Origin of the sequence: Mesorhizobium sp. M1C.F.Ca.ET.210.01.1.1 (genome assembly GCF_004791585.1) — a bacterium.
In the GTDB taxonomy this organism is placed as follows: Bacteria; Pseudomonadota; Alphaproteobacteria; order Rhizobiales; family Rhizobiaceae; genus Mesorhizobium.
In genome coordinates this window covers 184,339-196,752 of record NZ_SRUU01000003.1, presented here as the reverse complement: position 1 = coordinate 196,752, position 12,414 = coordinate 184,339, and the positions used below count along the sequence as shown (strand labels likewise).

Here is a 12,414-nt window from a genome sequence, read left to right as displayed (position 1 = left end):
CGATGTCCAAGGCAATCCGCATTCATGCCCATGGCGGCCCGGAAGTCCTGACCTATGAGGATGCCGATCCCGGCCAGCCGGGAGCCGGCCAGATCCGGGTCAGGCACACCGCGATCGGCCTCAACTTCATCGACGTCTATCATCGTTCGGGCCTTTACCCGCCGCCCGGCGGGTTTCCGCTGATCCCGGGCGGCGAGGCGGCCGGCGTGGTGCTGGCGGTCGGCGCCGGCGTCGACTGGCTGAAGCCCGGCGACCGCGTCGCCTACGCCGTCAATGTCGGCGCCTATTCCGAGCAACGCGTGATCGCCGCCGACCGCGTGGTGAAGGTGCCGGACGGCATCAGCGACGAGCAGGCGGCGGCCATGATGCTGAAAGGCATGACGGCAGAATATCTGCTGCGGCGCACTTACAAGGTGAAGGCCGGGGACACGATTCTCTATCATGCCGCCGCCGGCGGCGTCGGCCTGATCCTCGGCCAGTGGGCGAAGCACCTCGGCGCCACCGTCATCGGCACGGCGAGCTCCGCCGACAAGATCGAGCTCGCCAAGGCGCATGGTTTCGACCATGTCATCAACTACAAGGAGCAGGATTTCGTCGCGGGCGTCGCCGCCATCACCGGTGGCAAGAAGTGTGACGTCGTCTATGATTCCGTCGGCAACGACACGTTTCCCGCCTCGCTCGATTGCCTGAGGCCGCTCGGGATGTTTGTCAGCTTCGGCCAGTCGTCGGGGCCGATCCCGCCTTTCTCGATGTCGCTCCTAGCGCAAAAGGGCTCGCTCTACGCAACCCGCCCGACGCTCTTCGTCTACAACGCCAGGCGCGAAGATCTGGTGGCATCGGCCGAGGCGCTCTTCGATGTGGTGCTGAGCGGCGCCGTCGAGATCAAGATCAACCAGCGCTTTGCGCTGAAGGACGCAGCACAAGCGCAATCGGATCTCGAAGGCCGCAAGACGACCGGCACGACAATCCTCATTCCCTAAAGCGCGTCGCGACCTTTCAGGTCGCTCCATGCGCTTTGGGTTTTGATTTCAAGCACGTCTTTGTCCCGAACCCGGTTCCCAGTTTCGGGAGACATGCTTTGAGCCGCAGCCTTGTTTTTCAGCACCTAGCCATGCGTGAAGGCACGGTTTGCCCGAAAAGCCAGCCAGTCTTTCCCGCGCTCTCAATAGGTATATCCTTACCCCTTGAGTTTCCGCTGGAATTCTTGAAGCTCTTTCAAGTCGGGTGCCGCTTTCCGACTGAAGCCGGCCGCGCATACGATACCAGCGGGAACACAGAACATATCCGGGAAACTGGATGGGAGGCACTGTGAGTGCAAATCATGACAGGGCGAACCTGCTGGAGGTTCGCGGCCTTACGAAGATTTTCGGCACGCTGACGGCGTGCGATCATATCGACCTCAACATCGCCAAGGGCGAGATCCACGCTCTGCTCGGTGAGAACGGCGCCGGCAAGTCGACGCTGGTCAAGATGCTGTTCGGATCGCTCGAGCCCAATTCGGGCGAAATCTTCTGGGACGGCAAGGCGGTGAGGATCACCAGCCCCGGTGTCGCCAAGAAGCTCGGCATCGGCATGGTATTCCAGCATTTCTCGCTGTTCGAAGCCCTGACCGCGGCCGAGAACATCGCGCTTTCGCTGAACGACGGCTCGCCGATCAGCACCATCGCCGCGAAGGCGAGGGCGCTCTCCTACAGCTACGGCCTGCCGCTCGATCCGGAGTCGCTGGTCGGCGATCTTTCCGTCGGCGAGCGTCAGCGCATCGAGATCATCCGCTGCCTCTTACAGACGCCGCAGCTCATCATCCTCGACGAGCCGACCTCGGTGCTGACGCCGCAGGAAGCCGACAAGCTGTTCGAGACGCTGGAGCGGCTGCGCGCGGAAGGCAAGTCGATCCTCTACATTTCGCACCGGCTGGAAGAGGTCAAACGCATCTGCGACCGCGCCACGGTGCTGCGTCACGGCAAGGTTGTCGGCCACTGCAATCCGCGCCAGGAGACGGCCGCATCGCTCGCCCGCATGATGGTCGGCAATGAGGTCAAGGCGGTGGTGCGCGCGCCGGCCGAAGGCATCGAGACCGCGCCGGCGCTGCTGGAGATCCGCGGCCTTACCCGCAAGCCGGCAACGCCCTTCGCCATCCCGCTCAAGAACATCAACCTCACCGTGCGTGCCGGCGAAGTGATCGGCATCGCCGGTGTCGCCGGCAACGGTCAGGGCGAGTTCTTCGAGTCCGTCTCGGGCGAGGTGCTGCAGCAGGATGCCGGTTCCGTGCGCATCCGCGGCAAGGATGCCGGCGCGCTCTCGATCACCGGCAGGCGCCTGATGGGCGCCGCCTTCGTGCCGGAGGAGCGGCTCGGCCATGGCGCGGCGCCGCGCATGAAGCTCTCGGAGAACCTGCTTCTCTCGCGCCATGCCACCGACGGCAAGTCCTTCGTCGGCTCCGGCGGCATGGTCAGGAACGGTTCGGTCTACAGCGCCGCCCAGCGCATCATAACCGCAATGGACGTGCGCAAGAGCGCGCCGGACCCTGAGGCGGCAGCGCTGTCCGGCGGCAATCTGCAGAAATTCATCGTCGGCCGCGAGCTCGACCGCAAGCCGAGCGTGATGGTCGTCAACCAGCCGACCTGGGGCGTCGACGCCGGTGCCGCCGCCCATATCCGCCAGGCGCTGATCGAGCTTGCCCGCAGCGGCTCGGCAGTCCTCGTCATCAGCCAGGACCTCGACGAATTGTTCGAACTGTCGGACGCGATCGCGGTCATGCACAACGGCGTACTGTCCGCGCCGCTTCCCATCGCCGAAGCCACTTTCGAGAAGATCGGCCTGTTGATGGGCGGCGCCGAGCCCGGCCACGCCGAACACACCATGGAGACGGCATGATGCGCCTCGAACTGGTCAAACGCCCGCAGCGCTCGGCGCTGTTTTCGGTGCTCTCGCCCTTCATCGCCTTCGCGCTGACGATGATTGCCGGCGCCATCATGTTCGCCTTGCTCGGCGTCAATCCGGTGGATGCCTTCAACATCTATTTCATTCAGCCGATCAGCGAGGTCTGGCAGCTGCACGAGCTGGCCATCAAGGCGGCGCCACTGATCCTGATCGCCGTCGGCCTGTCGGTCTGCTACAAAGCCAATATCTGGAACATCGGCGCCGAGGGACAGTTCATCCTGGGCGGCATCTTCGGATCGATCATCCCGGTACTGTTCCCGCAGTTCGAAGGTCCGCTGGTGCTGCCGCTGATGCTTCTGCTCGGAATGGTCGGCGGCGCGCTCTACGCGGCCATCCCGGCGCTCTTGAAGACCCGCTTCAGCACCAACGAGATCCTGACCAGCCTGATGCTGGTCTATGTCGCGCAGCTCTTCCTCGACTGGCTGGTGCGCGGCCCCTGGCGCGACCCGCAGGGCCATGGTTTCCCGCAGACCATCCAGTTCGGAGACTCGGCCATCCTGCCGGAGCTGATGCCGGACGCCGGCCGCGCCAACTGGGGCTTCGTCTTCGCGCTCGTCGCGGCGATAGCGATCTGGCTGATGATGAGCCGCATGTTGAAGGGCTTTGAGGTCCGCGTGCTGGGCTCGAGCCCAAGGGCAGGGCGCTTTGCCGGCTTCGGTTTCAACAAGATGGTGTTCTTCACCTTCCTGCTGTCCGGTGCATTGGCCGGTCTTGCCGGCATCTCGGAGGTGTCCGGTGCCATCGGCCAGCTGCAGCCGGTGATCTCGCCCGGCTACGGCTTCACCGCCATCATCGTCGCCTTCCTCGGCCGCCTCAATCCGCTGGGCATCGTCGCCGCGGGGCTTGTGCTGGCGCTGACCTATCTCGGCGGCGAGGCGGTGCAGAGCGCGCTCGGCATCTCCGACAAGGTGGCGAGGGTGTTCCAGGGCATGCTTCTGTTCTTTGTGCTCGGCTGTGACACGCTCATCCACTACCGCATTCGTCTGATCGGCTTTGCCGCGCCGAAACTCGAGGCCGCGCCCAAGCTGGAGGAGGCACGCTGATGGACATCACCGTCAACATCCTTTTGACCATCGCGACGGCGGCGACGCCGCTGTTGATCGCGGCGATCGGCGAGCTGGTGGTCGAACGCTCCGGCGTGCTCAACCTCGGCGTCGAGGGCATGATGATCATGGGCGCGGTCGGCGGCTTCGGCGCCGGCTATCTCACCGGATCGCCCTGGATCGGCCTGCTTGCCGCCATCATCGTGGGCGCGCTGTTCTCGCTCCTCTTCGCCGTCATGACCTTGTCTTTGGCCACCAACCAGGTGGCCACCGGCCTGTCGCTCACGCTGCTCGGCCTCGGCTTGTCCGGCATGATCGGCACCAGCTTCGTCGGCCAGCCCGGCGTCAGGCTGCCGAACCTCGACATCCCGGGCTTGAGCTCGATCCCGGTCGTCGGCAGGCTGATCTTCGGCCAGGATCCGGTATTCTACATCTCGATCGCGCTCACCGCCGCAGTGATGTGGTTCCTGTTCAGGACGCGCATCGGCCTCACGCTCCGCTCGATCGGCGACAGCCACTCTTCGGCGCATGCGCTCGGCATCAAGGTCATCCGCTACCGCTACCTCGCGGTTATCTTCGGCGGCGCCTGCGCCGGTCTTGCCGGCGGTCACCTGTCGCTGGTCTATACGCCGCAATGGGTCGAGAACATGAGCGCGGGCCGCGGCTGGATCGCGCTGGCGCTGGTGGTGTTCGCATCCTGGCGTCCGTGGCGGGTTCTGGCCGGCGCCTACATCTTCGGCGCCGTGTGGATCGGCCAGCTTCATGCACAGGCTTTTGGCATTCCGGTGCCTTCGCAGTTTCTTTCTTCGCTGCCCTATCTGGCAACCATCGTGGTTCTCGTTCTAATCTCGCGCAACAAGCGGCTGACGATGATGAATACGCCGGCTTCGTTGGGGCAGCCGTTCGTTCCGGATCGTTGACCAACAAAAAGACGGGAAGCTCCAAGGCTTAACTCAGAGAGGTAACACGATGAAAAAACTGCTTATTGCCCTTATGACCACGGCTGCGGCCCTGTCGCTGGCGTCGTCCGCCGAAGCGGCCGGCAAGCTGAAGGCCTGCTGGGTCTATACCGGCCCGATCGGCGACTTCGGCTATTCCTACCAGCACGACCAGGGCCGCCTCGAGGTGGAAAAGGCGCTCGGCGACAAGGTCGAGACCGCTTACCTCGAGAACGTCTCGGAAGGCCCCGATGCCGACCGCGCCTTCGAGCGCCTGGCGCGCGAGAAGTGCAAGATCATCTTCGGCACCTCGTTCGGCTTCATGGACGCCGAGGTCAAGGTCGCCAAGAAGTTTCCCAAGGTGATGTTCGAGCATGCCACCGGCTACAAGACCGGCGACAATCTCGGCATCTACAACGCGCGCTTCTATGAGGGCCGCTATGTGCTCGGCCAGATCGCGGCCAAGGAATCGAAGAAGGGGCTGGCCGGCTACATCGTCTCCTTCCCGATCCCGGAAGTGGTGATGGGCATCAACTCCTTCATCCTCGGCGCGCAGTCGGTCAATCCCGATTTCAAGGTCAAGATCGTGTGGGTGAATTCCTGGTTCGACCCGGGCAAGGAGGCCGACGCCGCCAAGGCGCTGTTCGACCAGGGTGCCGATATCATCGTCCAGCACACCGACTCGACCGCCGCCCTGCAGGTTGCCGAGGAGCGCAAGCTGCACGGCTTCGGCCAGTCGTCCGACATGATCAAGTTCGCCCCGAATGCGGCCTTGACCTCGCTGACGGACGAATGGGGTCCGTACTACATCAGCCGCGTTCAGGCGGCGCTCGACGGCACCTGGAAGCCGGACAATGTCTGGCTTGGCATCAAGGACGGCGCTGTGAAGCTCGCGCCCTTCACGAACATGCCCGACGACGTCAAGGCCATGGCCGAGGCGACCACGAAGAAGATCGCCGGCGGCTGGAACCCATTCACCGGTCCGGTATCCAAGCAGGACGGCTCGCCCTGGCTGAAGGACGGCGAGGTTGCCGACGACGGCACGCTCCTCGGCATGAATTTCTACGTCAAGGGTATCGACGACAAGCTGCCGCAATAAGCGGCGACGAAGTTTCGAACACGGAGGGCGCCTTGTGGCGCCCTTCGGCTTTCTGCCTTGGCCGGGAGCGCATCTCGCTTTGCTCAGCTGGCGAGAAATCATGTGCGTCAAGTATTTGACGCATACCCTCTTCATTTTTGCAGAATTCCATATCTTCATGCGCCGGGTACAATATCTGCGACCCGTTCGTGATAATTTTCACATACTCCAACGACCTCTACTTCCATGTTGCTCGGGCATATCGAACGGAAGCAGCGGGTGTGACAAGCGCCTGCAGAAGGAGGTCTTATGCAATTGAATAAAAAGCTTTTGGCAATCATCGGAAAGCGGATTCCCGCCATTTACGATGTCATTCCGCACGGACCGCAGGGCGGGCTTGCGCGCGTCGCACTCAATCCACAGCCGCTCCCGCCGCATGAACTGGGCGCCGCGGTTGCCGACGAGTTTGTCCGCTCCGCATGGGTGGCCGAGCGAGGCGGGCTCGATATGAAGGCGGTGTTTAGCGACCTTGACGACTGGTGCCCCACGCGGCCGAAGATACCGAAGCTTCCGCCGTGGTGGGGCCCGTTTCCGCCGGAGCCGGAGCCGCACCCCGAGTGGTTCGTCGACTACCATCTGGGATTTGCCGCTCGGCTGTCGGCGATCGCAACGGGCACGCGCCTCGATAAGACTCTCGATCAGGTGATCGACCGTTCCCTGACAGCGATTGAGTCGGTGAAGCTCTGACGCGGCTGCTGAAGCCGAAGGCCGTCAAGTCCAAGGGCGCCACAAGGCGCCCTTGTTTCATGGGAGGATGTCTGCTCTCGCGCGGCTATCAGACCGCCGAGCCGTAGAGGTCGTAGGCATCGCCGCGGTCGATCTTGACGGTGACGATCTCGCCGGCGCGCAGCGGACGCCGCGACTGGATATGCACGGAGCCGTCGATCTCCGGCGCGTCATATTTGGTGCGGCCCTTGGCCGAGGTGCCGTGCGCCTCGTCGATCAGCACCGGCAGGCGCTTGCCGACCTTCTTGACCAACTGCGTTGCCGAGATCTTCTGCTGGCGCTGCATGAAGCGGTGCCAGCGGGCTTCCTTCACCTCCTGCGGCACCTGCTCAAGGCCGAGATCGTTGGAGCGCGCGCCCTTGACCGGCTCGTATTTGAAGCAGCCGGCGCGGTCGATCTTTGCCTCGTCCAGCCAGTCGAGCAGCATCTGGAAATCGTCTTCGGTCTCGCCGGGGAAGCCGACGATGAAGGTCGAACGGATGGCAAGATCAGGGCAGACCTCGCGCCAGCCGCGGATGCGCTCCAGCGTCTTTTCGCCATGGGCGGGGCGGCGCATGTTCTTCAGCACCTGCGGCGAGGCGTGCTGGAAGGGAATGTCGAGATAGGGAAGAATCTTGCCCTCCGCCATCAGCGGAATGACGTCGGCCACGTGCGGGTAGGGGTACACATAATGCATGCGGATCCAGATGCCGAGCTTGCCGAGCTCCTCGGCGAGGTCGAGGAATTTTGCCCGCACTTCGCGATCGCCGAATAGGCTCGTCTGGTATTTGATGTCGATGCCGTAGGCGCTGGTGTCCTGCGAGATGACGAGGATTTCCTTGACCCCGGCCTTGGCGAGCTTTTCGGCCTCGCGCAGCACATCGGCCGCAGGCCGCGAGACGAGGTCGCCGCGCAGCGCCGGGATGATGCAGAAGGTGCAGCGATTGTTGCAGCCTTCCGAAATCTTCAGATAGGCGTAGTGGCGCGGCGTGAGCTTCACACCCTGCGGCGGCAGGAGATCGACATAGGGGTCATGGCTCGGCGGAGCGGCCTCATGCACCGCCGCCATCACGCTCTCATAGGCTTGCGGACCGGTGATCGCCAGCACGTTCGGGTGCTTCTCGCGGATCACCTCCGGCTCGGCGCCGAGACAGCCGGTGACAATGACGCGGCCGTTTTCGGAAAGGGCGGAGCCGATGGCGTTGAGCGACTCGTCGCGGGCAGAATTCAGGAAGCCGCAAGTGTTGACGACGACGAGGTCGGCGCCGTCATGCTTGCGGGCGATCTCGTAACCTTCGGCGCGCAGCCGCGTGATGATGCGCTCGGAATCGACGAGCGCCTTCGGGCATCCAAGGCTGACGAAACTGACACGAGGGGCAGACATAAGGTTTTCCAGGCTTTTCGGGATCGGCGGCGCAATACCACACTAATTGCGGCATTGGTATGGGCTGGCCCCTGCTGCGGCAAAACGCAATGCGAAGGACGGATCACGGGTCGGCCGAAGCCTGCGTCAGGCGGCGATGTCAGGTCACGGCGTTGTTGACGTGCGGCCAGACTTCCATCGCGCCGCGGTAAACCATGTCGAGCGCGACATAGAGGATGATCAGCAGGCCGACATAGGCAATCCAGCGGTAACGGTGCAGCAGCCGGGCAATGAAGCTCGCGGCAAGGCCCATCAAGCCGATCGACAGCACCAGCCCGATGACCAGCACCCAGAAATGATCCCGCGCCGCGCCGGCTACGGCCAGCACGTTGTCCAGCGACATCGACACGTCCGCGACGACGATCTGCAGCGCCGCCTGGCCGAGCGTCTTGCGCGGCGCCTTGCCGGCGATTGCCTTGTCCATGTTAAGGTCGGAGTTGGCCAGCGCTTCAGTGGCCTCCTCCTCGTCCGCGTGCGAGGTGCGAAGCTCGCGATACATCTTCCAGCATACCCAAAGCAGCAGGATGCCGCCGGCGAGCAGCAGGCCGACAATGGCGAGCAGCTTGACCGTGACCGCCGCGAACAAGATGCGCAGCACCGTGGCCGCCAAAACGCCGATCAGTATCGCCTTCTTGCGCTGCTCCGAGGGCAGGCCGGCGGCCGCCAGCCCGATGACGATGGCATTGTCGCCGGCAAGCACCAGATCGATCGCGATGACCTGAAGAAGGGCGCTCAGGCTTGCGGCGCTGAAAATATCCATCGTCTGGAAGGCCTTTGCTGTTCGCCGAGTGCCGGTCGTCGAATATCCCGACGCCCTAACGTGTATGACTCCCGCGCGTCAAGGGAACCAGCGGGAGCAAGCGCTTGCGCATCGGCTTGTTCCACCGGAATTCATATGGATTTTGCAGCGGGGAAGGCCTGGTTCAGGTCCGGCGGATCGGGGTCAACCCATCAATCGTAAAGATTGTATTTTGCCCAGTCGGTTTCGGGGATCTCGTCGCCGATCTTGTAGCGGAACTGCAGCACCTGCATGTGGTCGGGCGCGGTCTGGCACTTGAACTTCAGCCGGTACCATTGACCCTTGCTGCGAAAAGCGGCGCCGGGGCTCCTGATCGCATCGGCGCTCATCTGCGGCGTGGCGAAGGCATAGGCCACCACGCGGTCGGCCTTGTAGTTGCGGTCATCGTGGCTGATCCGGTCGAGCACCTCGGCGTCGCAACGCTGCTCGAGACGGGTCTGGGGATCGAGTTTGAGCAGGCCGGCGCGCAGTGCGTTGTCCATCGCCTTGGCCGGCCAGGCCAGCGTCAGGGACGCCAGAGCCATCAGGCAGAGCTTTTTCATGGGCGCGACAAGCAGCATACTTTGTCTGGCAAATCAACCAAACGCACGCGCTTGTGAGATGGTGCCGGCTTCGGCTCACCGGCATTTGTTCGAGGCCACCGCGCGCAGGCCTATGGCGGCAATGTCGGGTTCAGAGTGAGCTGGCAAGGAGCGGTCCAGCGATTGCTCCGACTGCCGGGCTAATCCAGGGTATTGCCACCAGCACTCTGGTCCGTCGTCCCGTCGCCGCCGGTTCCGGGATCTGGCGCCTGGTTATCTTCCGAACCGGGCGGGGGAAGCACCGTGACGTCCATTCGAGCGATTCTGGATGCTGCCCGACCTTGAGCGCCTGGTTCGCTGTCGCCCGTCTCCAAAACAGCGGCTTTCGCAAGGTGACCAACGCTCTCGGCGCTCTTGCCGGGGAAATTGGCCTCGGGTGGCGTCGGAACTCTGGTGTTACGCGGCACTGCGCCAGCGTTGTGCTGGTTTCCAATGGGAGAGGTCATGACTGCGCTCCAGGTGGATGACCGCCGCCATTTAGCACGGCTGGCTGGCGCCAGCCTTGCGGATTTCAGTATTTGCTAATTAACGCGTCGCCAAGCAGGTCTGGCGGTCACTTGTCTGGCGACAAGCGCAAGGGCTCGACGCCTTGTCCTTGTGCGTTAGCGCGCTGGCAGGGCTCTGCGTCGGTTAGCCCTGGATCAAATGAAACAGAAGTTTCAAAAAGGGAAGGGTGAATATCAAAATCAATAGAGCAATGTGAGACCGTTTTATGTTCACACTTTTTTTCGGACCAAGTAGCGCGATCCCAGTCGAGATTTTGTTGTAAAGAGCCACTAACCCAAACATTCCGATAAAGACAAGTAGTGCAAATGGCAGCGCATACAGCTTGAACCAAACAGGAAAGAAGGGTCTGCCGATCAACAGAGAGAAAATCAGCACGCCGGCAACGACCACTATCGCGCTGCGAAAGTCGAACCGCCCTAAACGTTCCATGTTCCCCCTCCCAAGAACTTCTCAGGGAGAGCTAAACCAAGGTCCACAGTTGTTTGCCACGCAAAACAACGTGAACGGAGATCCTTTTCGTATTGGCTAGCGCAGCAGCACATAGAGAGCCAACCCCGCAATCATCAGGCAGGCAGCCACGCCGATGAAGTCGCGGCACAGATAAAACCAGATCGCGCTGGTTCGCTGTTCATCGCTTAGAACACGGTGCTCCGCCAGATACAAAGCGGACGCTACCGGGGCCGACAAGGTAGACGATCTTGCCCGGCGGTCGTTGCCTGGGACCTCTCTTAACGCGATCCCTGACAGTCAGAGCTTGCTGAAGGCGAATTTGGTAAGTGAACTTTCTGTTGCCCGAGGTCGCTTCGACCAGTGCAGTCAGATCGGCGATGAGGCGCTCAAGTTTCTTGAGAAAGGCTGCTTTGCGAGATAAGCGGCCACCAGCTCTGTTCTTTGTCGCTGGCCTTTGCTGGCTTTCTTCCTTCCCCTCAATGGTTTCCCAAGGTTGCCCAAGCTCTCACCTCATTCGTACGTCACGAAGCGTATTTCGCGCGACCACCCATGAGGCGACCGAAAAGCCAGTGAAGAGCGCGGCGCCTTAGGTGGCCGGGCTATTCTTTATGAGGGACAATATACCTGACAGCGCTGCCGCCGCGCGTAACCATAACTGTCGTATAGCCGGCGGGGACGGAGCCTGTGACGATCGGATCGACGACTTGGCACCGGCCGATCATTCTTCCACTAGGAGCCCGGGCGAGCTCTTCTGCCAACGAGGTACGGCATTCGCTGAGGGATGCGAACACCCGAGACGAAGCCGTATTGACCGGTTTGCAGATGGACGCATCGCCGGGGCTGCATAGAAGCAAAACCATCACAGCGGCGGTGGCCGGATCCATCATCGAAGCTCCTTTGTGGAGCCTCAACGCCTGGGAAAGTGCTTTGTTTCGCGGATGCTAAATTAGGTGCGGCTAATCACGGCAGGGGTGGCGATTCTAGGCCTCAGTTATTGGGGACTGCACCCGGGATGGAAGCTGGTGACGCTGGCCGCCGTTCTCCTGGTCGCCGGTATCCTGCGATATCGCGAGCAACAGGCTTGGGAAAGGCGAAGGTTTGACGCCATCATGAAGGGTAAGGACTGAACGTCCCTCGACGGGAACTTTCAAAGGTTCCGGCGGCTCGGCTTCCGGGCCTTCCTGTCTCCAGTGGCAGAAAAGTCACGCGCCTGTAATATGCAGCGCTTCAACCAGGGCGCGCTTATTCTCCATCTAAGCGAGGCGTACCGTCTTATCCGCGAGGGGCCATTGGAGCGCTCGCTGCGGCAAACGTAGCGGGCGCTTCCGATTTTGGGCGATGGCAATCCACGCCGGCTGTCGGGCTTCGGCTTCCGGGCCGTTCTTTTATTCGGCTGGCTTAGCCTCTTCAGCGGCCTTGATGCCGCGATCGATCTTCGCGGTCAAAACGAAGAGGAAGTTCCCAAGAGCCGCAACAAACTCGACGGACTGCTTCGCTTCATCGGGCGAGACGTGAGGATGTTTTTTCATCGGCATGCCTGGGCCGATTCGAACCAAGCCTTACCGAGTGAGCCCACTTTGCCGTTCCTGCAGTTAGAAGGTTCTGCTTCAGTGTCTCATCGCAAATAGCATATAACGTATTGAATTTGTTACGATCGTGGCGGAGGGAGTGGGATTCGAACCCACGGTGAACTTGCGCCCACGCCGGTTTTCAAGACCGGTGCCTTAAACCGCTCGGCCATCCCTCCATCGTGATTCTTCACGAGGCGCTCCGTCCCGGTTGGCCGGTAGGCCGCGATGCCGACGGAAGCACACATCCTCTAGTGTGCTGTATAAAGCCATGTCAATCGTTGGAAACCGGTCCGGCCGGTTATGCCTGGCCTTGTTGGCT

At 62.1% G+C, this 12,414-nt stretch carries 12 protein-coding genes and 1 tRNA gene; 7 read left to right on the top strand and 6 right to left on the bottom strand.

From position 1 onward, the window contains the following. Positions 1 to 2: 2 nt before the first annotated feature. The 6 genes from EN853_RS04965 to EN853_RS04940 all read left to right on the top strand — a co-directional run bounded on the left by EN853_RS04965 (position 3) and on the right by EN853_RS04940 (position 6,746). Entirely contained in the window at positions 3 to 980 is a 978-nt protein-coding gene (locus tag EN853_RS04965; RefSeq protein ID WP_127858125.1) for a quinone oxidoreductase, read from the top strand. 316 nt (positions 981 to 1,296) lie between these two features. Next, positions 1,297 to 2,874: an ABC transporter ATP-binding protein gene (locus EN853_RS04960; RefSeq protein ID WP_167524374.1), complete on the top strand. Its 1,578-nt coding sequence runs from the start codon at positions 1,297 to 1,299 to the stop codon at positions 2,872 to 2,874. Continuing rightward, a complete protein-coding gene (locus EN853_RS04955; protein WP_127858127.1) occupies positions 2,871 to 3,983 on the top strand; it encodes an ABC transporter permease in 1,113 nt (370 codons plus the stop codon). Before EN853_RS04960 ends, EN853_RS04955 begins: the two co-directional genes overlap by 4 nt. After that, entirely contained in the window at positions 3,983 to 4,903 is a 921-nt protein-coding gene (locus EN853_RS04950) for an ABC transporter permease (RefSeq protein WP_127858128.1), read from the top strand. Before EN853_RS04955 ends, EN853_RS04950 begins: the two co-directional genes overlap by 1 nt. Positions 4,904 to 4,952: 49 nt before the next feature. Continuing rightward, positions 4,953 to 6,020, top strand: coding sequence for a BMP family ABC transporter substrate-binding protein (locus tag EN853_RS04945; RefSeq protein ID WP_127858129.1), 1,068 nt, complete (start codon positions 4,953 to 4,955; stop codon positions 6,018 to 6,020). 288 nt (positions 6,021 to 6,308) lie between these two features. After that, positions 6,309 to 6,746 (top strand): hypothetical protein, encoded by a 438-nt coding sequence (locus EN853_RS04940; RefSeq protein WP_127858130.1) that lies wholly within the window; start codon positions 6,309 to 6,311, stop codon positions 6,744 to 6,746. 88 nt (positions 6,747 to 6,834) lie between these two features. On the opposite strand, the gene rimO is transcribed toward EN853_RS04940, so the two are convergent. The 5 genes from rimO to EN853_RS33860 form a co-directional block, all read right to left on the bottom strand. Beyond that, complete coding sequence (rimO, locus tag EN853_RS04935; RefSeq protein ID WP_127858131.1) at positions 6,835 to 8,148, bottom strand: 30S ribosomal protein S12 methylthiotransferase RimO; 1,314 nt, start codon at positions 8,146 to 8,148, stop codon at positions 6,835 to 6,837. 139 nt (positions 8,149 to 8,287) lie between these two features. Next, entirely contained in the window at positions 8,288 to 8,947 is a 660-nt protein-coding gene (locus EN853_RS04930) for a TerC family protein (protein ID WP_127858132.1), read from the bottom strand. A gap of 191 nt (positions 8,948 to 9,138) precedes the next feature. After that, positions 9,139 to 9,546, bottom strand: coding sequence for a DUF930 domain-containing protein (locus EN853_RS04925; RefSeq protein WP_167524373.1), 408 nt, complete (start codon positions 9,544 to 9,546; stop codon positions 9,139 to 9,141). A gap of 651 nt (positions 9,547 to 10,197) precedes the next feature. Beyond that, the gene (locus EN853_RS04915) at positions 10,198 to 10,503 is read right to left on the bottom strand and encodes a hypothetical protein (RefSeq protein WP_127858134.1); all 306 of its coding nucleotides are present in this window, start codon (positions 10,501 to 10,503) and stop codon (positions 10,198 to 10,200) included. A 96-nt stretch (positions 10,504 to 10,599) separates the two neighbouring features. Beyond that, entirely contained in the window at positions 10,600 to 10,761 is a 162-nt protein-coding gene (locus EN853_RS33860; protein WP_167524372.1) for a hypothetical protein, read from the bottom strand. A gap of 1,094 nt (positions 10,762 to 11,855) precedes the next feature. Between EN853_RS33860 and EN853_RS34350 the strand changes: the two genes are divergently transcribed. After that, positions 11,856 to 12,152 carry a hypothetical protein gene (locus tag EN853_RS34350; protein ID WP_135893692.1) on the top strand — a complete coding sequence of 99 codons (297 nt, stop codon included), beginning with the start codon at positions 11,856 to 11,858 and terminating at the stop codon, positions 12,150 to 12,152. 29 nt (positions 12,153 to 12,181) lie between these two features. Here EN853_RS34350 and EN853_RS04905 read toward each other — a convergent pair. Next, positions 12,182 to 12,271, bottom strand: a tRNA-Ser gene (locus tag EN853_RS04905). Positions 12,272 to 12,414 lie beyond the last annotated feature (143 nt).

Excerpts from the sequence above, each read along its gene's own strand:
- EN853_RS04965 (WP_127858125.1), top strand. The coding sequence starts at position 3 with ATGTCCAAGGCAATCCGCATTCATGCCCATGGCGGCCCGGAAGTCCTG.
- EN853_RS04960 (WP_167524374.1), top strand. The coding sequence starts at position 1,297 with ATGGGAGGCACTGTGAGTGCAAATCATGACAGGGCGAACCTGCTGGAG.
- EN853_RS04955 (WP_127858127.1), top strand. The coding sequence starts at position 2,871 with ATGATGCGCCTCGAACTGGTCAAACGCCCGCAGCGCTCGGCGCTGTTT.
- EN853_RS04950 (WP_127858128.1), top strand. The coding sequence starts at position 3,983 with ATGGACATCACCGTCAACATCCTTTTGACCATCGCGACGGCGGCGACG.
- EN853_RS04945 (WP_127858129.1), top strand. The coding sequence starts at position 4,953 with ATGAAAAAACTGCTTATTGCCCTTATGACCACGGCTGCGGCCCTGTCG.
- EN853_RS04940 (WP_127858130.1), top strand. The coding sequence starts at position 6,309 with ATGCAATTGAATAAAAAGCTTTTGGCAATCATCGGAAAGCGGATTCCC.
- rimO (WP_127858131.1), bottom strand. The coding sequence starts at position 8,148 with ATGTCTGCCCCTCGTGTCAGTTTCGTCAGCCTTGGATGCCCGAAGGCG.
- EN853_RS04930 (WP_127858132.1), bottom strand. The coding sequence starts at position 8,947 with ATGGATATTTTCAGCGCCGCAAGCCTGAGCGCCCTTCTTCAGGTCATC.
- EN853_RS04925 (WP_167524373.1), bottom strand. The coding sequence starts at position 9,546 with ATGCTGCTTGTCGCGCCCATGAAAAAGCTCTGCCTGATGGCTCTGGCG.
- EN853_RS04915 (WP_127858134.1), bottom strand. The coding sequence starts at position 10,503 with ATGGAACGTTTAGGGCGGTTCGACTTTCGCAGCGCGATAGTGGTCGTT.